This is a genomic window from Uliginosibacterium paludis, assembly GCF_039631355.1.
Lineage (GTDB): Bacteria > Pseudomonadota > Gammaproteobacteria > Burkholderiales > Rhodocyclaceae > Uliginosibacterium > Uliginosibacterium paludis.
Window position 1 is genome coordinate 48,996 of the sequence record NZ_JBDIVF010000012.1, and the last position, 24,522, is coordinate 73,517.

The window sequence follows — 24,522 nt, forward strand, 5'->3', positions numbered from 1 at the left end:
CCCTCCCCCGATTACACAAGGACATTCATCATGAAAACACTCGTCATCGCTTCCCATCCCTATCCTGACCAGTCTGTTGTCATCAAGGCGCTGCAGCGGAGCGCAGCCAGCCTGGCGGACGTGGAAGTGCGCAATCTCGAAGCACTCTACGGCAACGATTCCGCCGCTTTCGACATCGCCGCCGAGCAGGCAGCGGTCGAGGCCGCCGAGCGCATCGTGTTCCTGTTTCCGATCCACTGGTTCAACCTCACGCCCATGCTCAAGGCCTACATGAACCAGGTCTGGACCTATGGCTGGGCGTTCGGCCCAAACGGCACGGCGCTCAAGGGGCGCGAGCTGCTCGCGGTAGTTACCGCCGGCGCCACGGCCTTCACCTACTCGGCCGAAGGCCTGATCCAGAGCACGATTGAAGACGTGCTCACGCCGCTCAAGGCAAGTGCGCTGTATGTGGGCATGCGCTATGCCGAGCCGCTGGCCTTCTACGAGGCGATGGGTGCTGCGGGCGATAAGCTCGAGGGATTCGTCGGCCGCTTCACCGGCGCACTCGCGGGCTGAGGGCTGGCCCGGACACGGCACCGCATGTCATCCGGATACGGGGCCGGGCTGAGATGGCGGGCGGGCAGCGACGACGATGCCTGTCGTCTCCGTCCGCCCGATCGCATCAGGAGAGTGCGACGAACACCTTGCCGTCTTCGACCCGCACGCGATGCGGCATCACGGAGTGCTCGGGGGATTCGAGACAGGTGCCCGTTCGCAGATTGAAGTGGTTCTTGTAGATCGGCGAGGCCACGACGAGATGCTCGCCGAGATTGCCGACCAGACCGCGCGAGAGCACCGAGGCACCGGATTTCGGATCAATGTTGTCGATCGCGAAGAACTCCTCGGCGCCGATGCGGAACACCGCTACATGGCGCCCCAGCACGCGGGCAGCTACGCCGGTGCCGGGCAGGATGTCATCGACCGCGCACACGGCGCTCCATTCGGGGATTGCTGCTGTCATGAAAACGTGTCCTCTGGTATTCAGGCCGTGACCGGGTGGGGGGAGGCTTCTGCCTGCTCGTCAGCGCGTGCCGGCCGGATCTGACCGCGCTCCTTCACGAACAGGATGCGTTCGTCATGGCCGGCATCGTTCACGAAGCTGCGGAAGCGCTTGCGGGTTTCCGGATCGGTGACCGCGCTCTTCCACTCGCACTGGTAGGTGTCGACCACATGCTGCATCTGTGCTTCGAGTTCGTCGCCGATGCCCAGCGAATCGGCGATCAGCACCTCCTTCAGATAATCGAGCCCGCCTTCGAGGTTTTCGCGCCAGGTGCTGGTGCGTTGCAGGCGGTCTGCCGTCTTCACATAGAACATCAGGAAGCGGTCGATCAGGCTGATCAGCGCGTCCTTTGACAGGTCTGACGCGATCAGCTCGGCATGGCGCGGCTTCATGCCGCCGTTGCCGCAGACATAGAGGTTCCAGCCCTTTTCGGTAGCAATGACGCCGACATCCTTGCCCTGTGCTTCGGCGCACTCCCGCGTGCAGCCGGAGACGCCGAACTTGATCTTGTGCGGTGCGCGCAGGCCCTTGTAGCGGTTCTCCAGCTCCACCGCGAGGCCGACCGAGTCATCCACGCCATAGCGGCACCAGGTGGAGCCGACGCAGCTCTTCACCGTGCGCAGCGCCTTGCCGTAGGCGTGCCCCGATTCGAAGCCGGCGGCGATCAGCTCTTCCCAGATGAAGGGCAGCTGCTCGACACGGGCGCCGAACATGTCGACCCGCGCGCCACCGGTGACCTTGGTGTAGAGACCGTATTTCTTGGCGACCATGCCCACCGCGATGAGGCCGTCCGGCGTCACTTCGCCGCCCGGCATGCGCGGCACCACCGAATAGGTGCCATCCTTCTGGATGTTGCCGAGGAAGTAGTCGTTGGAATCCTGCAGGCTGGCGAGCTCGCCCTTGAGCACGAAGTCGTTCCAGCAGGAGGCGAAGATGCTGGCCGCCGTCGGCTTGCAGATGTCGCAGCCCAGCCCCTTGCCGTGCTTCGCGAGCAGATCGGCGAAGCTCCTGATCTGGCCCACGCGGATCAGGTGATAGAGCTCCTGGCGCGAGTAGGGGAAGTGTTCGCAGAGGTGATTGTTCACCTCCATGCCCAGCCGGCTCATTTCGGCCTTCATGACCTGCGTCACCAGCGGTACGCAGCCGCCGCAGGTGCCGCCGGCCTTGTTGCAGGCCTTCATGCCGGCAACGGTGGTGACGCCTTCGGCCACCGCTGCGCAGATCTGGCCCTTGGTCACGTTGTTGCAGGAACAGATCTGGGCGCTGTCGGGCAGGGCCTCCACGCCGAGGCCCGGCTTGGCCTTGCCGTCGGACGCAGGCAGGATCAGGAATTCCGGATCGGCCGGCAGCGCGATGCGGTTCAGCGCCATCTGCAGCAGCGTGCCGTATTCGTCTGCATTGCCGATCAGCACGGCGCCCAGCAGCAGCTTGCCGTCAGCACTGGTCACGATCTTCTTGTAGATCTGCTTGGCTTCGTCGGCATAGCGGAAGCTGCGGCAGCCCGGCGTCTTGCCCTGGGCGTCGCCGATGCTGGCGACATCCACGCCCATCAGCTTGAGCTTGGTGCTCATGTCGGCGCCGGCGAAGACGGCGGTGGCGTCACCGGCAATATGGCGGGCGGCGATGCGGGCCATGTCGTAGCCGGGGGCGACCAGGCCGAAGAGCTGATCGCGCCAGCTGGCACATTCGCCAATGGCATACAGGTCGTGATCGCTGGTGCGGCAGTGGTCATCAATTGCGAAGCCGCCGCGCGCGCCGACCGGCAGCGCATTTTCGCGGGCGAGTTCATCGCGCGGACGGATGCCGGCCGAGAACACGATCATGTCGGCCTCGAGGTGGGTGTCGTCGGAGAACACCATGCGATGCCGCGCGGTGAGGCCGTCGGTGATCTTCACCGTGCTGCGGCTGGTGTGCACCTGCACGCCCAGTGCCTCGATCCTGTTGCGCAGGATGCGGCCGCCTTCGTCATCCACCTGCACCGTCATCAGCCGCGGCGCGAACTCCACCACATGGGTTTCCAGCCCGAGGTCACGCAGCGCCTTGGCACATTCGAGCCCGAGCAGCCCGCCGCCCACCACCACACCGCTGCGCGAGATGGCGCCGGCCGCCTTCATCGCTTCCAGATCCTCGATGGTGCGATAGACGAAGCACTGCTCGCGGTCCTTGCCGGCCACCGGCGGCACGAAGGGATAGGAGCCGGTGGCGATCACCAGCTTGTCATAGGGCAGCACTTCACCATGCTGGGTCGTGACCGTTTTCGCACGGCGATCGATGCCGGCCACCCGCGTGCCCAGGCGCAGCGTGAAGCCGCTTGCTTCGAAGAAGCCGGGGCTGACCAGCGAAAGGTCTTCGGCGCTCTTGCCGGAGAAGAATTCGGAGAGGTGGACGCGATCATAGGCCGGACGCGGCTCTTCGCAGAGCACGCTTACTTCGGCGCCGGGGATCTGGAGCTGGTGCAGTTCTTCGAGGAACTTGTGGCCCACCATGCCGTGGCCAACAACAAGGATCTTCATCTCGGTATCACTCTTCCCGTTCCGGAAGGACCTCGGCGATACCGGACCCGGCGCTGTGCCGGAACCTGCTGAAGCCTCCGCAGAACAATGCTTGCTGACGGATTGGAAATGCCGGAGGCAGGATCGGCCCTGCATTCCGGATTCCGCCCACGTTGGCGGAGGCTTGTGCCCGACACGGCTGTGCGTCGGAGCAATACGCTGAAAATCAAGCAGGAAGCGTGCCGCATGCTCCGATCGGAGTGAAACCCTTGCAGCACAAGCCTTCTGCCTGAACCTGCCGCCGCCAGCGCTCGTGCGGCGGGCACCAAATCCGGTCACGCTGCACCAGCGCAAGGCGGCGAGGCGAGGGCGGGCAGTCAGGACGCGGATGCTCGTTTCAGGCCGGGCGGACAGGTGGCGCGGCGCCTGGTCGCTTGTTTGGTACGAAAAAACGACAAATCTATCTAATTGATTGAATTGATAAAAATGACGACGAAGGCCTCTGGTCAGACCTGGCGGACCTTCAGAGCCGCCTGCGCTTGAGGTCGCGGGCTGTGGAATTTCAAATCCGGAGCGCGACAGAAAGCCCCCGCCCGAGGGGCATGGACGCCATTCCGGCCGGCTGCCGGACAGGCCCGGGCCGCGGTCCCGTTTCCCTCAAGAGAGTACAAGCCATGAAACTGAAAAAACTGATGATGGATCTCGCTGTGCTGCTGGCCGGACTGTGCGGCGTGGCACCCGCCGCGCGAGCCGATGTGATCCTGCACGCTTTCGAATGGCGCTATGACCTCGTCACCGTACGCGCTGCCACGATCCAGTCTTCCGGATTCAAGGCGGTGCTGGTCGCGCCCCCGCTCAAGAGCGCTGCCAGCAACGGTGCCTGGTGGATGCGCTACCAGCCGCAGGACTACCGGGTGATCGACAACTACCGAGGCAACCGGCAGCAGTTCGAGGCCATGGTGAAGGAACTCGCTTCACGCGGCATTGCCGTTTATGCCGATGTCGTGCTTAACCAGATGGCGGAGGAGCGTAACAACTCGACGACTTTTCCGGGTACGAACGCACTGGCGGCCTACGCATCGAATGCCACTTACTGGAACAATCAGAAGCTCTTCGGCGATCTGACGAAAAACCTCTTCACCGCCAGCGATTTCCACGATCCGCTCTGCATTACCAACTGGTATGACACCAGCGAAGTGATCCGCGGCCGCATCAGTTGCAGCACCTCGCCCGGCCTGCCGGACCTGAAGGATACGGTGCCGGGAGAAAACCACGTGAATGACAGTCGCATGAGTTACCTGCGTGCTCTCAAGGCACTTGGCGTGAAGGGCTTTCGCATTGATGCGGCCAAGCACATGCCCAACGGCGCGATCGGCTACTTCTTTGCCGATGACGTGCGCAAGGATGCTTTCATCTTTGGTGAGATCATCACCGATGGCGGTGTCGGCAATGCGGAGTACGACCTCTTTCTCGCGCCCTACCTGAGTCAGTTGCCGCAGCAGTTCCGCGCCTATGACTTCCCGCTGCTGGCGACCGTCCGCAAGGCTTTCGCGTCTGGCGGCAGCCTCGCTGCACTGGCGCAACCGGATGCCACTGGCAAGGCGCTGGCCGATGCGCGTGCGGTGAGCGTGGTGGTGACACACGATATTCCATACAACGATGTCTTCCGGCACCAGATCATGGATGCGACCGACGAAAAGCTGGCTTATGCCTACATTCTGGGGCGCAAGGACGGGGTGCCGATGGTTTTCGACGACGGTTACGAGGGGCGTGTCGATGGTGGTCGCTGGGTCAGCCAGTACATCGCCTCGCATATCAAGGCCGGCGTGAAATTCCATGAGAAAGTACTGGGCCAGCCGTATGAGGTACTCGCGTCGAGCGATTGCGCACTGCTCTTCCGGCGTGGCAAGGAAGGCATCGTCGGCATCAACAAGTGCGGCAGTGCGACCAGCTTCACCGTGAATACCTCGGAGAAGTTCTACTGGTACCGCAACTACCGTGACGTACTGACCGACGCCAATGCCATCAACATCGGCGCCAGCAGCTATCGCTTCACGCTGCCGGCCCGCACGGCGCGCATGTGGCTGCCGGAGTAAGCGGGGCTCAATCCATCGCTTCGACAAGATGGGCCCGGTTGGCGGGCGCCGGATAGGGATCGGGCCAGTATTCCAGCAGGTGGCTGATCCGCCCTTCGCGGATCGTGAAGAAGGAGATTGCGGTGGCTGACTGAACGCCGTCAGTGATCGCGACTTCGCTGACTACCCCGGCCTCCGAGCCGATCAGGCGGCGGATCTCGAATTGCCAGGGCCCGTGCGCCGGATACTCCTGATTGAGCCGTGCGAAGCGCTCGGCGCCCCGCACCCGCTCGCGTGACTGGGGCCACTCGAGGATGAAGTCCGGCGCGAGCACCGCGGCCACGCTCGAAAAATCATTGTTCGCCATCAGGCACCATAATTCGTGGACGGTGGTACTGATGGGAGCCGGGTATGACACTGAGGTGTTGTCCTGCGTTGGTCTGCCTGCTGACAAGGATTTCGACCGAATCACCGGGTTTCCGCGGGAATCCGGCGGCACCGGCCCCTGTCACGCTGCAGCAGCACAAGGAGGGCGGGAAAGAGCCCTGACCGGGCAACTCGGGCTTGTCCCGATCCCGCAGCAAGCAGGGTGTGGCCGGATTCGCGAAAGGGACGGGGTGCGGCAAGGTGGCTGGAATGCTCTGGCCTGGCTGCGGATCTGGCTGGGCGGGCGGCCACCTGACTCCAGGCTCTCGTGCTCTCGGGCCGTGACGCTGATGGATCCCGGTTCGTTCTCAAGTGCACGTAAGCGATGCCGACCTGATGCGGGCAGGCCGATTGCGACAATGGTGCGGGCGGCTTGCGGCTGGCGACGATCAGCGACATGGCCGGCCAACGCATGAGGATAATGTCAGCTTCCATTTCCACTGACCTTCCCCATGCTGTCCGCCCGCCACCTTCTGCTGCACTGTCTGTTCCTGTTATTCAGCCTGTCAGCACTGGCCGCTACCCGCGTTGATGAACTTGCGGATCCGCGTGCGCAGCAAGGCAGTCATGTGGCCAATCCGGATGGCTTGCTGTCGGGTGCAGCAGTCAGCCAGATCGATGGCCTCCTAAAGCAACTCGAGGCCGAGACCGGTACCCAGGTTGCGGTAGTGGCCGTTCAGTCGGTGGCTGATGGCGACGTTTTTGGATTTGCCCAGGGTCTGTTCGAGCGCTGGGGCATCGGGCGTAAGGGGCATGACGACGGCGCGCTGATCCTGCTGGCGCTCGAGCAGCGAACGGTGCGCATCCATACCGGCTACGGACTCGAAGGCGTGCTGCCCGATGCCGTATGCAAGCGCATCACCAGCGAACTGATGTTGCCGGCGCTACGCGCCGGACGCTACGACGAAGGCATGCTGGCCGGGGTGCAGGCGGTACTGCAGCAGCTTCGATCAGGCGGGAGCGGCATGTTGCCGCTGCAAGCAGGCAACTTCAGTGAGGCGAGCGGAGCCCGCACCACGAGCCGCGCATCTGCTCAGGTGCTGGATGCCTGGAGCGTGTTGCGCTGGGTGTTCGCGGGCTGTCTGCTCTTTGCCACACTCTTCTGGCAGATGTTCCGCTCGACAGGCAAGCGTGAAGAGACATCCGAACGGGGCGGCGGATTCCTCGGGTGTATGCAGCGGCTGCCCTGGCATCTCCATGCAGCCGTATTCACCGGCCTGCCTCTGCTGTTCTTGCTGCTGCTGGACATCCTGCGCCCGCCGGGGCTCTTCTGGCTGGCTTTGGGCGGCATCTACGGCTTCTACCTGTTGGCCGCTGTGCTGCGGGCCATAGCCTTGCGCCAAGAGCTGGCGCGCATGTTCCAGCGACGCCGGTACGTGGCGCTGGCCGAGCTGCTGGAGACGCAGCGCGTTTTCTGGGGGGGCATGGCCTTCATTTTTCCTGTGCCCATGGCCGTTCACTTTTTCACGCTGGATCGACTGGCCCGTCATTACCGCTGGGCACCGCGTGCCTGCCTGCATTGCAAGCAGCCCGGCATGCGCTGTCTGAGCGAGGAAGAAGAGGATGCCTTTCTCGGCAAAACGCAGCAGCTGGAGGAGAGCCTGCACTCGGTGGATCACGATGTCTGGTTGTGCCCGGCCTGTGGCAAGTACAGTTCCATTGCCTATCCGCAGCGCAACAGCAAGTATTCGCGCTGCCCCGACTGCAAGGCCATGGCGCGCCTGCTGCTGGGAGACGAAGTAGTCGAGGCTGCCACCACCTCGTCCAGCGGGCGCGGCACGCGCTTCTACCAATGCAAGGCCTGCAACAAGCGACGCCGTGAGAGCTATGCCATCGCACGCATCCAGGAAAGCAGCTCGTCCTCTTCGTCTTCCTCGTCCTCTTCTTCGTCTTCAAGCAGCAGCTGGGGTGGCGGCAGCTCAGGCGGCGGGGGGAGCAGCAGCAGTTGGTAGCGGTGCATGGAGGCCCGGGGAATTCCTCAGGGGCGCGTATCGGCAGGCACGCAGAGGATGGATCTTCGGGTGGCATCTGCGCCCGGCCATGCGCCATTTCACCCGTCGTCGTGGTCTGTGCGCACACGTTCGCCTGGGCGCGCTCATGGAGGTCCGAGGGGTCGCATCAGCGAGCGCTGCGCGAGCTGTCTCACCGTGAATCCCTTGGCGAAATCATACGGGTATCGCAATTACCGTGACGCACTGACCGCGCCAATGCCATCAACATCGACGCCAGCTATCGCTTCACGCTGCCGGCCCGCACGGCGCGCATGTGGCTGCCGGAGTAAGCGGGGCTCAATCCATCGCTTCGACAAGATGGGCCCGGTTGGCGGGGGCTGGATAGGGGTCGGGCCAGTATTCCAGCAGGTGGCTGATCCGCCCTTCGCGGATCGTGAAGAAGGAAATGGCGGTGGCTGACTGAACGCCGTCAGTGATCGCGACTTCGCTGACCACGCTGGCCCCGGAGCCGATCAGACGGCGGATCTCGAACTGCCACGGCCCGTGCGCCGGATACTCCTGATTCAGCCGGACGAAGCGCTCCGCGCCCCGTACGCGCTCGCGGGACTGGGGCCATTCGAGGATGAAGTCCGGCGCGAGCACCGCGGCGACGCTGGGAAAATCGTTGCTTGCCATCAGACGCCAGAATTCGCGAACGGTGCTGATGGGGTCCGGATAGGTCATTGGCGTGTCCTCGTGCATGGGTCTGCTTGCCGGCTGTCATGCCGTTCGGGTCTGGCGTGAGTCCGGCAAGATACCGGCTTCCGGGCTGCGCGCCGGATTCAATCGCCGGGCGGATGATCGGCTTCGCGCAGCCTCAGGCGCACGATGGGCCGGCCCGGCCGGTGGCGCGCCACTTCCTCGAAGCCTGCGGCGAGGAACTGGCTCAGCGAACCGAACCAGGGGGCGTCGGCCCTGGCGGGCACTTCGCGGTCGACCGGATAGGCTTCGAGCACGCGCGCGCCCTGCGCAGCGGCAAAGCGGATGGCTTCCTGGAGCAGACGGTGCGCCAGGCCCTGGCCGCGGTGCTGCGAGGGCACGACGAAGCAGACGATCGACCAGACGGGCGTGTCATCGACGCGCCGCATCGTGGGCGAGGTGGCGAGGCGTGCGAAATCTTCGCGCGGGCCGAGCGAAATCCAGCAGGCGGCTTGCCCGTCGAGATAGCCGATCAGACCGGGGGCGCGATCAGCGCCGGCCAGAGCCCGCATCCGCGCGCGATTGCTCTCCGACAGGTTCAGGCCCGGCGTTGGCTGATAGTCGCGATGGGCGAGCCGGTAGTACATGCAGTAGCAGCGGCGAGCTTCGGCACAGCCTCTGGCCTGGAAGACAGCTTCGAGATCCGCCATCCGGCCAGTGTCAAGCGGATATGCGGAAAAAACGGCGTCAGGCATGGCATTTTCCTGTCCGGTGGCGGTTCCCGGATGAAAGCAAGTGCCGTACTCGCGGCCGCGAGACTGTCTTTCAGGCGAGACGCGGGCCGCGCAGCACGGCGCGATTCATCTGGCGGAAGGTCTGGAGATCGTCTCCGGCCAGATAGCCGTGAACATGGCTGCGCAGGTCGCGCATGATGCGGCGGATGGTACGACGGGCTTGACGACGGGACTTCATGGTCTGGCTCCTGATGGCGGAGGGGATGGACGTCTTCATCTTCGGCGACCTGACGCGGAAATGCATCGCGGAAACTGGAGCGAACTGTTACGGATCCGGATTCAGGGATGGTTGTTTTTCCGCGTGATTCGCCCGTCAGGTCGCGTGCTGTCTTGCCTGGCGGCGGATTGTCGCGGAACATGCGGCGCCATGCCGATCCGCCCTTTTACCTCCCTGAGCTGTCCGCTGGATGGCGCCCCCCTGCTGAGGCAGGGCATGAGCCTGCGTTGCGCTGCAGGACACAGCTTCGACCTGGCCAGCCAGGGCTATGTGAATCTGCTGCCGGTGCAGAACAAGCGCTCGCTGGATCCGGGCGACAGCAAGGAGATGGTGGCCGCACGGCGGCGTTTTCTCGGTGCCGGCCATTACACGCCGATTGCAGCGATGATGAGCCGGCTGGTGCTTGAAGCCGCGCAGCCGGAGCACCCGTTGGCCTGCCTGGACGCGGGCTGTGGCGAGGGCTACTACCTGCGCCAGCTCGAAGCGGCCGCCCTGGCCTCAGGCCTCACGCTCGATGTGCTGGGGCTGGATATTTCCAAGTGGGCCGTGCTGGCTGCAGCCAAGCAGGACAGACAGGCCAGCTGGGTGGTCGGCAGCAACGCCGCGCTGCCGGTGCCGCCGCAATCACTCGATTGCGTGCTGTGCATGTTCGGCTTCCCGGTCCATGCCGAGTTCGCGCGGGTGCTCAAGCCGGGTGGCCTGCTGCTGCAGGTGGATAGCGGCCCGGACCATCTGCGTGAGCTGCGCGAAATCATCTATCCGAGTCTCAAGGCGCCCAAGGCGGAGTCTGCGGATGCGCCGGCCGGCTTCAGCGCCGCCGGATCGGAGCGCCTGCGCTGCGAAATCCGGGTGGAGGGCGCCGCGGCGATTGCCGATCTGCTCGCCATGACGCCCCATCTCTATCGCGCGACGGCCGAGGGCCGGGCACGCGCGGCTGCACTCACCGGCATCACGCTGACGCTCGACGTGCGCTTCGCCCGGTACCGGCGCGGCGCCAGCATCAGCGCCGGGGCCTGAGCGGTCGGGCGTCCCGGGGCTTTTCACCCGGTGACGCAGTCGTCGCAGCGCCTTTTCCGGCAGGCAAGCCAGCGAATGAGGCCTCGCAGCGCGCGAGCGTCCCGGTGATCGAGGCCACAAAAGCGCTTTGGGGGTATCTCCAGCCGGCCGCGTGCCGCTGCCGGCCAGGCCGCGCAGGGCGACTCCGTGCGAAGGGGCGGCGGGCAGGCGCCACGCCACATCCTGGATTCCTGGCGCGCGTCGGACTGCCAGATATCGCCAGGGCTTGCTGCATGCCCGTCCCGCGAGAACGGAAACCGGCCCCGCGCGCAAGGGGGCCGAGAAGGGCGCCCCTGAGGAACCTCCGGTTTTCGGGCTTGCCGGTGTTTTTTCGCGCGCTTCCTGAGCTTTTTTGACAAGGGATTACCCTGAGGTAATTACCTGTATTTTGACCCCGTTCCGGTCGTTTCTGCTGCCCACGCCCCGCTTCGGGGTGCAATCTTTGTACGCAATCGTTTGCGTGCATCAATACGGTGCAGTTTGTTGTTTTGCTGTTCAAAACGGTGCAAATCGTCATGAAAAAAAACTAACCAATTTGGCTTTGACGAATTTTTACGAAACAAAACAGATGGTTAAAGAATGTGTCATCGCCTTGAAAAGTTGGCACGCCGGTTGCTGTAGCGAAGCACGCCAAAGTGGCCTGCCCTTTCGGGAGGCTGATGGGGGTGGCGCGGACGGGCTGACAGTGCCTTCCTGACGTCCCTTCACTTTGTGCAATGGCTGGTGCGGCGCTTACCGGTGCCGTCCCGGGGGGCGGCCACCCGCCGCTGATCATTCATGTAGTGGGAGAACAGTCAGATATGACGAATTATTCGAAACGACGCATTGCGATGGCGGTTGCAGCTGCCTGTTGCGTTTCCCAGGTGGTGGTTGCCCGGGCCGAAGACGATCCAGCCAAGCTGGAGCGGGTCGAGGTCGTAGGCTCCAACATCAAGCGCGCAGCGGCCAAGCAGGCCACGCAAATCGAGGTGCATAACACGGAAGAGTTCACCAAACAGGGTCTGACGACGACACAGGACGTCGTCAATACCCTGGCCTCGAACCAGTCGGACATTGTTGCTGCCAGAACGGTCGGTTCCGACCAGGGCGGCGCAGCCTTCGCCAACCTTCGTGGTCTCGGCAGTCAATACACCCTGGTGCTGATCGACGGCCGTCGTGCCGCCAACCAGCCGGCAGGGCAGAGCGGTTATGCCGTTGACCTCAATGCCATTCCGCTTGAGGCCATCGAGCGCGTCGAAGTGCTGAAGGAAGGCGCTGCGGCCATTTACGGCACCGATGCAATCGGTGGCGTGATCAACTTCATCACCAAGAAGTCCTATCAGGGTGCCACGGTCAATCTCGGCTACTCCAGCCCGACCCAGAGCGGCGGCGGTACCGAGCGCCGTCTGGCTGTTGCCGGCGGTTATGGTGACCTGAATGATGACGGCTGGAACGTCATGGGCACCCTGGCGGTTTCCAAGACCGAAGCCCTGTGGGCCAAGGATCGTGCGGATGTCGCAATCGATCGCAATCCCTCGTTTAGCTCGAATGCCTTCCCGGCAAACTATCTGAGCAGCCAGGGCGTTCGCTGGAGTGGTACCTATCCGAAGTGCGGAACGGGTACCGAGGCTTCGGGCAAGTACTGCCTGCAGAACACCAGCAATTTCATCGGCATCCTGCCGGAAACCGAGCGCATGAATGCCAGCGCCAAGGCGACCAAGCGCTTTGGCGAACATGAGGCTTCGCTGCAGTTCCTGCACGCCGAAACCAAGACCACCAGCTCGGTGGCTCCGACTCCGACCGCGGGTGCCGTTTCGATCGGCCCGTCCAGCCCTTACTATCCCAAGACCAATCCGGATGGCACGACGAACACCGGTGACCTGGCGCTTTACGGCCGCACGGTCGAAGCAGGTAACCGTGTCAACGAGTTCAATACCTCCCTGGATCGCCTGCAGAGCAACTTCGAAGGTCAGCTGGCAGGCTGGGATTACAGAGGCGGCCTCGGCTACTCGGAAGCCAAGCTGAAGGAAACGATGAAGTCGGGCTGGATCAGCACCGACAAGATGCAGGCTGCGATCGACAACGGCACCCTGAATCCTTTTGCCTCCAACTCTGCCTCGCTGTGGAACAGCCTCGCGCTCTCCGGTGTGCTCAAGAAGTCGACGATGAAGCTCACCACGGCAGACTACAAGATGAGCCGTGAGCTCTTCGATCTGCCCGGTGGCGCTGCAGCTGTGGGTTTCGGTACCGAAGCCCGTCGCGAGCAGCTCGATGCCAAGGTCAATACCTCGCTGGCGACTCAGGCGATGAGCTCGGGTTCGGAAGACTCCAAGCCCACCGCTGGCAGCCGTAACGTCTACGCCTTCTATGGCGAGGCCATCCTGCCGGTGCTGAAGAGCCTGGAAGTGCAGACCGCCGTCCGCTATGACCACTACAGCGATTTTGGCGACACCATCAATCCGAAGGCCGCCTTCAAGTTCACGCCGGTCGAGCAAGTCATGTTCCGCGGCTCTGCCAGCACGGGCTTCCGCGCACCGAGCCTGTATGACATGTATATGCCGGCCTCGAAGACCAACACCGGCACGAAGTACTCTGACCCGTTGTTGTGTCCGGACGGCAAGAACCCGGTCGCCGGTGCAAGCGCCGGTGCTTGCGTGGCTGACCAGCGTGACATCCAGCAGGGTGGCAACACCAAGCTGAAGCCGGAGAAAACCTGGTCGACCTCGATCGGTATGGTGGTCGAGCCCGTGAAGGCTGTGACCCTGAGTGCCGACCTGTGGACCACCGCGATCAAGGACCGCATCGGTACGCTGGATGAGTCCGTCATCATGGGTGACCCGGTCAAGTACCGCAGCCGCTTCGTCACCAAGTCCAACGGCTCGCTGGACTACATCACCGCGCTCTCCGAGAACCTCGGCAAGATGCGTGCTTCCGGTGTAGACCTGGGTGCAACCTGGCGTCTGCCTCGTACCGCGGTGGGCAACTTCTCGGTGGACGTGAATTCCACTTACATGAAGAAGTATGACTACCAGAACGAGAAGGACGGCGAGTGGACCCACAACGTCGGCCGCTACGGCGACGACTATGTGATCTTCCGCTGGAAGACCAACGTCGACCTGAACTGGAAGAAGGACGCCTGGGGTGCAGTCATCGGCACGACCTACAAGTCGAGCTACAACGACATGTACACCAACGACGACGACTCCAACCATCATGTTGCCAGCCAGCTGCTGTGGAACGGCTCACTCAGCTACAACTGGAACAAGACGCTGGACGTCACCTTCGGCGCCAAGAACATCTTCAACCGCAAGCCGCCTTACTCGAACCAGAACAATCAGTTCCAGACCGGTTACGACCCCCGTTATGCGGATGTCGTGGGCCGTGTCCTGTTCCTGAACCTGTCCTACAAGATGTAAGTCCGTCGCTGGGCCTGACCGGTTTCATTGCCGGTCAGGTCCGGTTTCTCGCGTTTGCCCGGGCTCGCGCCCGAATCCCTCGCATGCGCGAAACGGTTGTCCCGTCAGGGGCAAGCCTGGAAGGTTGAGTACATGACTACGTTGAATTACACAAGAAACAAGCCGGGCTTCAACAGCCGGGCAGCAGGTCTTGCCGGTGTCATCATCTTTCACGTCCTGCTGATCTATGGCCTGGTCTCCGGGCTGGCGCAGGATGTGGTCAAGGTGATCCAGCAGAAGGTCGAAGTGGCGGTGATCAGCGAGCCGCCTCCACCCCCACCGCCTCCGCCGCCTCCCAAGGTCGAGAAGGTCGTCAAGCAGGAGCCGACGCCTCAGCCGAAGGCCTATGTGCCGCCGGTGGTGAATCCGCCGCCGGTGACCGCGGCTCCCCAGAACGCGATCGCAGCCACGACGTCGGATCCGACGCCGCCGCCACCGGTCAAGCCCGCGCCGCCGCCCGAGCCCGCTGCACCGGCAGGTCCGGTCTCGGCCAAGGCGAATTGCAGCCGCCTCGCATCACCCGAATACCCGTCCAAGGCACAGGAAGACGAAGTGCAGGGGCTGGTCAAGGTGGTATTCAGCATCGGTGCGAACGGCAAGTTCGAGAGCATTCAGCAGATCAGCTTCGAGCGTATTCCCGGCCGCTACCAGAACGCGTTCCGGAGTTCGATTTCACGCGCGCTGCAAAGCTATGACTGCAAGGCCGGCGCGTTGATGGCGCAGGAATTTTCATTTTCGCTGGGCGACAACTGAGCTCTGCCGGTTGTGCCCGCTTCAAAGATTCGACCATTTCAGGAGAACACTTTCATGAACACCTCTTTCAAGATCGCTTCCCGCCTGGCGCTGGCCCTGGCTGCCGCCGTTGCCCTGCCCGCACTGGCCCAGGACACTGTCGTGACCCACAACCCGTATGGCATTGATGCCCTGTGGGCCCAGGGCGACGCCGTCGCTCGCGGCACGCTGGTGATCCTGCTGCTGATGTCTGCCTCGACCTGGTATGTCGGCATCGTCAAGCTGCTCGAACAGCGCCGCCTGCTCAAGCAGGGGCGCGCACTGCTCGCGCTGCAGGGCGCCGATCTGCAGGAAAAGGCCCAGGCGCTGCCTGACGAAGGCATGTTCAGCGCGATTGCCCAGGCCGGCATCACTGCGGCTGGCGAGCACAAGTCGGAACTGGCTGCCCGCGTGGATCTGAATACCTGGGTGTCGATGGCCATCACCGATGCGCTCGACTCCGCCAACCACCACATGCAGGGCGGCCTCTCGGTGCTCGCGACGGTGGGCTCCACCGCGCCCTTCATCGGCCTCTTCGGTACCGTGTGGGGGATCTACCACGCGCTGACCGCGATCGGCATGTCCGGCCAGGCTTCGATCGACAAGGTCGCCGGCCCGGTGGGTGAAGCGCTGATCATGACCGCCATCGGTCTGGCCGTCGCCGTGCCGGCCGTGCTCGGTTACAACTGGCTGGTCCGCCGCAACAAGCTGGTGCTGGACATGGTCCGCGTCGTGGCGGGTCGCCTGCACGCCGGTCTGCTGAACTCCGCACGGTAATCCGCCATGTCGCGATTCCAGAGGCACGGCCGCAGGCCGTCTGATGAGGATCAGGTGCTTTCCGCCATCAATACGACGCCGCTGGTCGACGTGATGCTGGTGCTCCTGATCATCTTCCTGATCACCGTTCCGGTCGTGACCCAGACCGTCAAGATGACGCTGCCGAAAGAAAGCAACATCCCGACGCAGACCAAGCCGGAAAACGTCGTGATCGGCATCGGCCAGGACAACAACATCTACTGGAACACCGCCCGGGTGGCCAGCCAGGAAGATCTGGTGGCCCGCCTGGTGAAGGTGGCCAAGCTGGATCCTCAACCCGAAGTGCATATCCGCGGTGATGCGGAAGCGAAGTACAGCCCGATCGGTCGGGTCGTGCTCGCGGTGCAGCAGGCAGGCATCGTGAAGATCGCTTTCATTACCGAGCCGCCGCCCCGCCAGTAAAGCCGGGCGCGAATACAGACACAGGAAAGGAGTCCACAAATGGCCATGCAGGTAGGTTCCGGTGACGACGACATGATGGTGGAAATGAACACCACGCCGCTCATCGACGTGATGCTCGTTCTGCTGATCATGCTGATCATCACCATCCCGATCCAGACTCACGCAGTGAAGCTGGACATGCCCGTCAACACGCCCAACGAGAATCCGGTCAAGCCGGTGATCGTGCAGATCGATGTCACGCCGCAGGATCAGATCCTGTGGAATGGCGAGCCGGTGGCAAGCGCCGAGGATCTCGAGGCGCGGCTGACGACCGCTGCGGCGCAAACCCCGCAACCCGAGCTGCACATCCGTCCGAACAAGGACGCGACCTATGCGCCGGTCGCCAAGGTGCTGGCCAATTCCCAGCGCCTCGGCCTGACCAAGCTGGGCATCGTGGGTTCGGAGCAGTTCGTCCAGTAATCCGCCCGGGAGCTGGCCATTCTCCGGCCGCTCCTTCAATGTTCACCATGCCGCGGCAGGAACGGCCTTCACCGGTCGCTTCCTGCTGCGCTGCATGTGCGTCCATCCGGGCTGCATAAAGGATCGGGAGTCTCATGAAACTCATATCAAAACCATTCGCCGGGCTTGCGCTGGTCGCCTGTTTTGGCGCTGCGGGCGTGTGCGCGGCGCCGCTGAGCTCGGGCATCGAAGCGGGCAATGCGGACCCCGCGGTCCGCGCGCAGGACAACCTCTTCCAGGCCGTCAATGGCGGCTGGGTCAAGCGCACTGAAATTCCGGCGGACGAATCGAACATTGGCGCTTTCCTGACCGTGTTCGACCTGACCCAGGAACGCTGCCGCGTGATCGCCGAGGCGCTCGGCGCCGACGCCACCGGGGAAGCAGCGCTGGTGCGTGCGATGTACCGCAGCTACATGAATACCGATCAGGCCGGGCAGCTCGGCATCCAGCCGATCAGCCGCCAGCTTGACGAGATCGCGCGGCTCGACGGCAAGCCCGCCCTGATGCGCCTGCTGGGCCGCTGGCAGGGCGAGAACCGCCGCGTTTCGCTGCCGCTCGCCTTCCATGTCGATCTCGATCAGAAAGCGCCGGCGCGCTATCTCGCCACTGTGTCGCAGGACGGTCTGGCGATGCCGGATCGGGACTACTACCTCGAGCAGGATCCTCGCTTCGTGCAGGCTCGCAAGGCCTATGTGGATTACCTGACCGCCTCTTTCACCGCGCTGAAACTCGATCGCCCCGCGCAACGCGCCGCCGAAGTGATGGCGCTGGAAACCGGGATCGCCCGCATCCAGTGGGACAAGGTCAAGCTGCGCGACCCCATCGCGGGCTACAACAAGTTCCAGCGCGGCGCGCTGTCCACGAAGGTGCGCGGCTTTGACTGGAAGCCTTTCCTGGAGGCGGCGGGCGCTGGCGGCATCGCGACGCTGGACGTCAGCCAGCCGAGCTATGTGACGGCACTGGGCGCCCTGATCCGCAAGACGCCGGTCGGCACCTGGCAGGATTACCTGCGCATCCGCTTGCTGGATGCCTACGCGCCGTATCTGGACGAAGCCAGCGTCGCCCGGCATTTCGCCTTCCACGGCACCGCACTGTCCGGCTCCACGCAGAACCGGCCGCGCTGGAAGCGTGGCCTGCGCCTCATCAACGAGACGCTGGGTGAAGCGATGGGCAAGCTCTATGTAGAGAAGCACTTCCCGCCCGAGCACAAGGCGCGCATGCAGGCGCTGGTGAAGAACCTGCTGAGCGCGTATGCCGCCGACATCGATACGCTGGACTGGATGGAGAGCGATCAATCCCGCAAGGGAGCGCATGCCAAGCTCGACAAGCTGATGGTCAAGATCGGCTATCCGGAGAAGTGGCGCGGCTACCCGGGTCTCGTACTCGACGAGCATGATCTGGTCGGCAATATCCGCAAGGCCGAGCAGCTGGAATTCACGCGTGAGCTCTCCGAGATCAACGATCCGGTCGATCGCACCCGCTGGGGCATGGCACCCCAGATCGTGAATGCCTACTACAACCCGGTCTTCAACGAGATCGTGTTTCCGGCCGCCATCCTGCAGCCGCCTTTCTTCGATATGGCGGCAGACGACGCGGTCAATTACGGTGGCATCGGTGCGGTGATCGGGCACGAGATCAGTCATGGATTCGATGACTGGGGGAGCCAGTATGATGCTGACGGCATGCTCAATCCGTGGATGAGCGAAGCCGACAAGACCCGCTTCAAGGCACTGACCCACCGGGTGGTCGAGCAGTACAACGGCTATGAAGCCTTGCCGGGCAAGTTCGTCAACGGCGAACTCACGCTGGGCGAAAACATCGCCGACATCGCCGGCCTGGCCATCGCCTACAAGGCCTATTCACTGTCGCTGGGCGGCCAGCCTGCGCCGGTGATCGACGGCATGTCGGGCCCGCAGCGTTTCTTCACCGGTTTCGCGCAGGTCTGGCGCAGCAAGATCCGGCCCGAAGCGCTGCTGGCGAGGATCGTTTCCGACCCGCATTCCCCGCCTGAATTCCGCGTGATCGGCGCCACCGCCAACAACGAGGCTTTCCATGAGACCTTCGGTGTGAAACCCGGTGACGGCATGTTCCGCAAGCCCGAAGAACGGGTTCGGATCTGGTAAGGCATTCCGGGCCGCTCCCGGGCGGCCCGATTCAAGGACTATGAAAAAATCATGATCAAGAAGAGCCTGTTGCTCGTCGCACTGCTCGTGTCTGCCGCAGGATCCTTGCAGGCGGCCGACATGAACAAGGTGCTGCATGTGGCCTACGTCGCGCCGGAAAACGGCTTCGACCCGGCCAAGACCACCGACCTTTATTCGAGTGGTATCAGCGAGAACATCTTTGACACGCTGGTGACCTACGATTACCTCGCCCGGCCGCTGAAGCTGGTACCGAACGTGATTGAAGCGATGCCCGAGATTTCGGCCGATGGCAAGGTCTACACCTTCCATCTGCGCAAGGGCATCTACTTTTCGGACGACCCGGTTTTCAAGGGCAAGAAGCGCGAGCTGACCGCTGATGACGTGGTCTACAGCATGAAGCGTCTGGCCGATCCGAAGGTGAATTCGCCGTCCGCCTATCTGGTGACGGACAACATCGAGGGTTTGCACGATTACGCCAAATCGCTGGGCGGCAAGCCTTTCGACTATGACAAGGTACTTCCCGGCGTGCGCGCGCTGGACCGCTATACCGCTCAGGTCCGCATCACGGCACCCAACAGCAGCTTCATCTACATCCTCGGCCAGATCCATATCGCGATGGTGGCGCGCGAGGTGATGGAGGCCTATGCCGAGAACACCATGGCGCATCCGGTCGGCACCGGCCCCTACATGCTCAAGGAATGGAAGCCCGGCAACAAGATCGTGCTGGAGGCCAACCCGAATTTTCGCCATTTCGAACTGACCAGCGATGGCAGCGGGCAGGGCGTGGATGCCGAGATCGCGAGCTATCTGAAGGGCAAGGCCTTGCCGCTGGTGGGGCGTATCGAAGTCAGCATCATGGAAGAGGAGCAGCCGCGCTGGCTCAGCTTCGTCAACCAGCAGCTTGATCTGACGTCCGTTCCCTTCTCGGCAGTGAGCCGTGTGCTGCGGCCCGATCCCGCACACCCGGGCCGCTCGAAGCTGATGGCCGAGTGGGAGAAGAAGGGCATCCGCCTGCAGCAGGAACTGATGCCCGAGATCACGTACTACTACTTCGGCATGACCGACCCGGTGGTCGGCGGCTATACGAAGGATCGCATCGCGCTGCGCCGCGCGATCGGCATGTCCCTCGATCGCATGCGCGCCATCCGCGACTTGCGCAAGGGGCAGGCGGTGCCGATGCAGAACGTGATTCCGCGCAACTTTCCCGGCAATGACCCCAACTTCCACGGTGCCTGGGAGTATGACCCCGCCATGGCGAATGCGTTGCTGGATGAGGCTGGGTATCGCATCGGCGCCGATGGCTTCCGCACCCAGCCGGATGGCAGCCCGCTCGAAATCGAGATGGCCACCAGCCCCACCGCAGTGGATCGCCAGTGGAACGAGGCCTGGCAGGAAGCCTTCGACAAGATCCGGATCCGCCTGCGCTTCAAGGTGGCGAAGTGGAACGAACTCTACAAGGCCAGTACCGAAGGCAAGCTGCAGCTGTGGGGCAGCGCCTGGACGGCCGACTACCCCGGAGCCGACAACTTCCTGCAACTGCTCTATGGCCCGAACTCCGGCCAGACCAACCATACCTTCTTCAAGAATGACGAGTATGACGAGCTGTTCCGCAAATCCCTGCTGCTGCCCGACGGCCCCGAGCGCAATGCGATCTATGACCGCATGAACCGGATCGTGGTAGGGCTCTCGCCCTGGATCTTCGGTGACGTGCGCGTCGGCAACTACCTGAGCAATCCCTACGTGCGCGGCTACAAGCAGCACCCGATCCTGATCACCACGTGGCGCTATCTGGACCTCCAGAAGTAAGCGCTGCCTCACGGGAATAACAACATGCTTGCCTACATTCTCCGACGACTCTGGCAGATGGTGCCCACGCTGCTGGGCGTCATGCTGCTGGTCTTCATCGTCTTCAACTGGGTGGGGGGCGACCCGAGCTACATCCTGGCCGGGAAACGCCTGTCGCCCGAAACCCTTGCCAACATCCGTACCCATCTGGGGCTGGACAAGAGCATGCCCGAGCAGTTCCTGCTCTTCGTGCAGCAGGTGCTGCATTTCGACTTCGGCCCGTCCTGGTCCACCCAGCAGCCGGTAGGCGGCATCCTCGCAGCCCGCGTCGGCCCCTCGCTGATGCTCACCGGTTCGCTGCTGGTCGTGGAACTGCTGACCGCGCTGCCGATCGCGATCCTGGTGGCCTATTACCGCGGCAAGCTTGTCGACCGTGCGGTGACCATCGCCTGTACGGTCGCGATGTCGATCAGCTCGCTGGTCTACATCATCGTCGGCCAGTATGTGCTGGCCTACAAGGCGGGCTGGTTTCCGGTGCAGGGCTGGGATGACGACAGCATTCTCGGTGCCTGGCTTTTCTACATTCCGCTACCCCTGCTGCTGGGGCTCGCGGTGTCGCTCGCGCCCTCGGTGCGCTTCTACCGCAGCTTCGTGGTGGAAGAGCTCAATCAGGACTATGTGCGCACCGCACGCGCCAAAGGCCTGTCCGAGCGCGTGATGCTCTTCAAGCATGTGCTGCGCAATGCACTGATTCCGGTGGTGACGGCGGTGACGAGTTCGCTGCCCTTCCTGGTGCTGGGCTCGATGCTGCTCGAGCGCTTCTTCGGCATTCCCGGCATGGGCAACGAACTGCTGCTGGCCGTCGACAAGAGCGATTTCCCGGTCATCAAGGCCATCACCATCACGATTGCCATCTCCACGATGGTCTTCAACCTTCTGGCAGACGTCCTCTACAAGTGGATCGATCCTCGCGTGGAGCTGAAATGAGCGCAAACATCAGCATGCAACAGAATTCTCCGGCCGCAGCGCCGCCCCGTTCGCTCTGGTCACTCGGCTGGCAGCGTTTGAAGCGGGATCGTGTCGGCTACGTCAGCCTGTGGATCGTCGGCGTGTTCGCGCTGGTCGCCGCGCTGGTCTGGACCGGCCTGCTGGCCGGCAACTGGAATGCCGAGATCAGTGAGCCGAATACCTCACCGCTGTGGGTCGCGCATGAAAAGGTGGCGGTGACGAGCGGGGAAAACGAACTCGACGGTTCGACCGGTCCGATCATCCGGCTCGCGGCTGCGGAAGACCCGATCAATCAGGAGATGGAGGCGGCCCGCAAGAATGCGGCGCGTTACAAGACCCGGGAAATCGAGAAGACCGACTCCCTGATCCTGGGCTCGGATCAGCGCGGCCGCAGCGTGATGCAGAAGGTGTTGCAGGGCACCGCGACTTCGATGCTGGTCGGCATTTTCGGTGCGCTGCTCTCCGTGTTGCTGGGCACCTTGCTGGGCGCCTTTGCCGGCTACTTCGGACGTCGTACCGATGACTTCCTGATGTGGTTCTACAGTGTCTTCACCTCGGTGCCGGACATGCTCCTGCTGCTGGCCTTCGCGGCGGTGTCGGGCCGTGGCTTCACCACCCTGGTGCTGGTGCTGTCCTTCACCAGCTGGACGGCGACCTTCCGCCTGGTGCGCGCCGAATTCATGAAGCAGCGCTCGCGTGAGTATGTGCAGGCGGCTGACGCGATCGGCGCCAGCCATCTGCGCCGCATGTTCGTGCACATCCTGCCCAACATCTCGCACCTCCTGCTGGTGCAGTTCTCGCTGCTGCTGGTCGGCCTCATCAAGTACGAGGTCATCCTCTCCTTCCTCGGCTTCGGCGTGGGCGTGAAGCAGGTGAGCTGGGGCTCCATCCTCGGCGAGGTGCCCAACGAGCTGCTGCAGGGCTACTGGTGGCAGCTGCTTGCCGTGGTGCTGTTCATGTCTACCCTGGTCACGGCGGTAAGCCTGCTGACCGATGCCCTGCGCGATGCGCTGGACCCGAAAGTGAAGTGAGGCTGCGATGAGCGAACGTGAAATCCTTCTGTCCATCCGCCAGCTGAGGGTGGCTTTCCGCCAGGAAGACGGTGGCCGCTTCGAGGCGCTCAAGGGCATCGACCTCGACATTCCCGCGCACCGCACGGTGGCGCTGGTCGGCGAGTCCGGCTCGGGCAAGTCCGTCACCTCGATGGCGATCATGCGCCTGCTGCCGCAATACGGCTGCGAGATTGATCCTGCGAGCCAAGTCCTCTTTGCCGGCCGCGATCTGCTCAAGGCCACGCCGGCCGAGATGCGCGCGCTGCGCGGGCGAGACATTACGATGATCTTCCAGGAGCCGATGAGCTCGCTGAACCCGGTCTATACCGTGGGCGACCAGATCGCCGAGACCCTCATGCTGCATGAGGCGCTGAGCCGCTCCGCGGCCTGGCAACGCGCGATCGAACTGCTGCAGGAAGTCGGTCTGCCCGATCCGGAAAAGCGCGCCCGCGCCTATCCGCATCAGCTCTCGGGCGGCCAGCAGCAGCGCGTGATGATTGCCATCGCGATTGCCTGCAAGCCCAAGCTGCTGATTGCTGACGAACCCACCACCGCGCTGGACGTGACGATCCAGAAACAGATTCTGGAGCTGCTCGCGGGCCTGCAGAAGAAGCACGGCATGTCGGTGCTCTTCATCACCCACGATCTCGGCGTGGTCGGCGAGTTCGCCGACGAGGTGATCGTCATGCGTCATGGCGAGATCCGCGAGCAGGGCAGTGCGCAGCAGGTGTTCGAGGCGCCACAGGATGCTTACACCCGCGCGCTGATCGCGTGTCGGCCCTCGGTGGCACACCGGCCCGAGCGACTGGCGGTGATCGAGGATTTCCTGCGCCCCGAGCCCTATGTGCAGCCGCCCGAACGCGCGCGCGGCTATGCGCAGGACGATGCCGTCGCACTGGAAGTGCAGGGGCTGTGCGTGAATTTCGACATCCGCGAAGGGCTCTTCCGCAAGCGCAAGTTCGAGGCGGTGAAGAACGTTTCCTTCAAGCTTGCCAAGGGCCGTACGCTCGGCATCGTGGGCGAATCCGGCTCGGGCAAGACCACGGTCGGCCTCGCGCTGATGCGGCTGCGCGAAGTTGCAGCCGGCAAGGCCCTGTTCCACGGGCAGGACATTCTCGCGATGAACGAGCGCGAATTCATGGACTACAAGCGGCGCATCCAGATCGTCTTCCAGAATCCCTATGCCTCGCTCAATCCGCGCTTCACGGTCGGCAGCATCCTCACCGAGCCGATGCAGCTGCATGGCATCGGCGCAAACCGTGCCGAGCGCGAGCAGCTCGCCCGCGAACTGCTGGACCGTGTCGGCCTGCCGGCGCGCTCGATGGAAAAATATGCGCACGAGTTTTCCGGCGGCCAGCGTCAGCGCATCGCGATAGCGCGCTGTCTCTCGCTCAAGCCGGAGATCCTGATCTGCGACGAGTCGGTGTCGGCGCTGGATGTGTCGGTGCAGGCGCAGGTGCTCAATCTGCTGCAGGATCTGCAGGACGAGTTCGGCCTCTCCTACCTCTTCATCTCGCACGACCTTGCGGTGGTGCGCCACATCTCCGATCAGGTGATGGTGATGAACAAGGGCGAGGTGGTGGAGCAGGCGGATGCTGACAGCATTTATCGCGCGCCTGCCAGCGACTATACCCGCCGTCTGCTGGCCTCGATTCCACAAGGCTGGTCCGCCGCGGCCTGAGCGCTGAATGCCCCGCGGCCGCCTGGCGGCCGCGGGGCAGGCGACCGGCGAGCCAAGGATCCGCCGGGTCGGACCGCGCGCGTGGCAGCGCGCGTTCTGCCGGCGCACCGCCGCGATGCATGCGCTCCCCTGGCGGGTCCGGAAACCTGCGGCCACGGTTCAGGCGGATGCGCATCGCATTCGCGACCCGGCCACGGCGTGT

General features: G+C 63.5%; 21 protein-coding genes. 15 read left to right on the forward strand and 6 right to left on the reverse strand.

The window, feature by feature from the left end:
• Positions 1-30: 30 nt before the first annotated feature.
• On the forward strand, positions 31-555 hold the full coding sequence (locus tag ABDB87_RS18505; protein WP_345929842.1) for an NAD(P)H-dependent oxidoreductase: 525 nt from the start codon (positions 31-33) through the stop codon (positions 553-555).
• A gap of 106 nt (positions 556-661) precedes the next feature.
• Here ABDB87_RS18505 and nirD read toward each other — a convergent pair whose 3' ends face one another.
• Complete coding sequence (nirD, locus tag ABDB87_RS18510) at positions 662-1,000, reverse strand: nitrite reductase small subunit NirD (protein WP_345929844.1); 339 nt, start codon at positions 998-1,000, stop codon at positions 662-664.
• A 20-nt stretch (positions 1,001-1,020) separates the two neighbouring features.
• A complete protein-coding gene (gene nirB, locus ABDB87_RS18515) occupies positions 1,021-3,552 on the reverse strand; it encodes a nitrite reductase large subunit NirB (RefSeq protein ID WP_345929846.1) in 2,532 nt (843 codons plus the stop codon).
• 653 nt (positions 3,553-4,205) lie between these two features.
• Between nirB and ABDB87_RS18520 the strand changes: the two genes are divergently transcribed.
• Positions 4,206-5,627 (forward strand): alpha-amylase family glycosyl hydrolase, encoded by a 1,422-nt coding sequence (locus ABDB87_RS18520; protein WP_345929848.1) that lies wholly within the window; start codon positions 4,206-4,208, stop codon positions 5,625-5,627.
• 7 nt (positions 5,628-5,634) lie between these two features.
• Here ABDB87_RS18520 and ABDB87_RS18525 read toward each other — a convergent pair whose 3' ends face one another.
• A complete protein-coding gene (locus ABDB87_RS18525; RefSeq protein ID WP_345929850.1) occupies positions 5,635-5,973 on the reverse strand; it encodes a nuclear transport factor 2 family protein in 339 nt (112 codons plus the stop codon).
• Between the two features lie 511 nt (positions 5,974-6,484).
• On the opposite strand from ABDB87_RS18525, the gene ABDB87_RS18530 reads away from it, so the two are divergent.
• Complete coding sequence (locus ABDB87_RS18530; protein WP_345929852.1) at positions 6,485-7,984, forward strand: TPM domain-containing protein; 1,500 nt, start codon at positions 6,485-6,487, stop codon at positions 7,982-7,984.
• Between the two features lie 336 nt (positions 7,985-8,320).
• Here the strand turns inward: ABDB87_RS18530 and ABDB87_RS18535 are convergent, their stop codons facing one another.
• The 3 genes from ABDB87_RS18535 to ABDB87_RS18545 form a co-directional block, all read right to left on the reverse strand.
• Entirely contained in the window at positions 8,321-8,707 is a 387-nt protein-coding gene (locus ABDB87_RS18535) for a nuclear transport factor 2 family protein (protein WP_345929853.1), read from the reverse strand.
• 98 nt (positions 8,708-8,805) lie between these two features.
• Complete coding sequence (locus ABDB87_RS18540) at positions 8,806-9,417, reverse strand: GNAT family N-acetyltransferase (RefSeq protein ID WP_345929856.1); 612 nt, start codon at positions 9,415-9,417, stop codon at positions 8,806-8,808.
• Positions 9,418-9,487: 70 nt separating this feature from the next.
• On the reverse strand, positions 9,488-9,634 hold the full coding sequence (locus ABDB87_RS18545) for a hypothetical protein (RefSeq protein WP_345929858.1): 147 nt from the start codon (positions 9,632-9,634) through the stop codon (positions 9,488-9,490).
• A 189-nt stretch (positions 9,635-9,823) separates the two neighbouring features.
• Here ABDB87_RS18545 and ABDB87_RS18550 point away from each other — a divergent pair, with 189 nt between their 5' ends.
• From ABDB87_RS18550 to ABDB87_RS18605, 12 genes are all read left to right on the forward strand, one after another.
• Entirely contained in the window at positions 9,824-10,690 is an 867-nt protein-coding gene (locus tag ABDB87_RS18550; RefSeq protein ID WP_345929860.1) for a putative RNA methyltransferase, read from the forward strand.
• A gap of 499 nt (positions 10,691-11,189) precedes the next feature.
• Positions 11,190-11,426, forward strand: a complete 237-nt coding sequence (locus tag ABDB87_RS18555) for a hypothetical protein (protein WP_345929862.1) — start codon at positions 11,190-11,192, stop codon at positions 11,424-11,426.
• 133 nt (positions 11,427-11,559) lie between these two features.
• The gene (locus ABDB87_RS18560) at positions 11,560-14,124 is read left to right on the forward strand and encodes a TonB-dependent receptor (RefSeq protein WP_345929864.1); all 2,565 of its coding nucleotides are present in this window, start codon (positions 11,560-11,562) and stop codon (positions 14,122-14,124) included.
• 132 nt (positions 14,125-14,256) lie between these two features.
• Positions 14,257-14,916, forward strand: a complete 660-nt coding sequence (locus ABDB87_RS18565) for a hypothetical protein (protein WP_345929866.1) — start codon at positions 14,257-14,259, stop codon at positions 14,914-14,916.
• Positions 14,917-14,970: 54 nt separating this feature from the next.
• Positions 14,971-15,711: a MotA/TolQ/ExbB proton channel family protein gene (locus tag ABDB87_RS18570; RefSeq protein WP_345929868.1), complete on the forward strand. Its 741-nt coding sequence runs from the start codon at positions 14,971-14,973 to the stop codon at positions 15,709-15,711.
• 6 nt (positions 15,712-15,717) lie between these two features.
• The gene (locus ABDB87_RS18575) at positions 15,718-16,152 is read left to right on the forward strand and encodes an ExbD/TolR family protein (protein WP_345929870.1); all 435 of its coding nucleotides are present in this window, start codon (positions 15,718-15,720) and stop codon (positions 16,150-16,152) included.
• Positions 16,153-16,191: 39 nt separating this feature from the next.
• The gene (locus ABDB87_RS18580; protein WP_345929872.1) at positions 16,192-16,611 is read left to right on the forward strand and encodes an ExbD/TolR family protein; all 420 of its coding nucleotides are present in this window, start codon (positions 16,192-16,194) and stop codon (positions 16,609-16,611) included.
• A 134-nt stretch (positions 16,612-16,745) separates the two neighbouring features.
• Entirely contained in the window at positions 16,746-18,773 is a 2,028-nt protein-coding gene (locus tag ABDB87_RS18585) for a M13 family metallopeptidase (protein WP_345929874.1), read from the forward strand.
• A 51-nt stretch (positions 18,774-18,824) separates the two neighbouring features.
• Positions 18,825-20,600, forward strand: a complete 1,776-nt coding sequence (locus ABDB87_RS18590) for an ABC transporter substrate-binding protein (RefSeq protein WP_345929876.1) — start codon at positions 18,825-18,827, stop codon at positions 20,598-20,600.
• A 24-nt stretch (positions 20,601-20,624) separates the two neighbouring features.
• Entirely contained in the window at positions 20,625-21,566 is a 942-nt protein-coding gene (locus ABDB87_RS18595) for an ABC transporter permease (RefSeq protein ID WP_345929879.1), read from the forward strand.
• A 14-nt stretch (positions 21,567-21,580) separates the two neighbouring features.
• Positions 21,581-22,618 (forward strand): ABC transporter permease, encoded by a 1,038-nt coding sequence (locus tag ABDB87_RS18600; protein ID WP_345929881.1) that lies wholly within the window; start codon positions 21,581-21,583, stop codon positions 22,616-22,618.
• A 7-nt stretch (positions 22,619-22,625) separates the two neighbouring features.
• Complete coding sequence (locus ABDB87_RS18605) at positions 22,626-24,320, forward strand: ABC transporter ATP-binding protein (RefSeq protein ID WP_345929884.1); 1,695 nt, start codon at positions 22,626-22,628, stop codon at positions 24,318-24,320.
• Positions 24,321-24,522 lie beyond the last annotated feature (202 nt).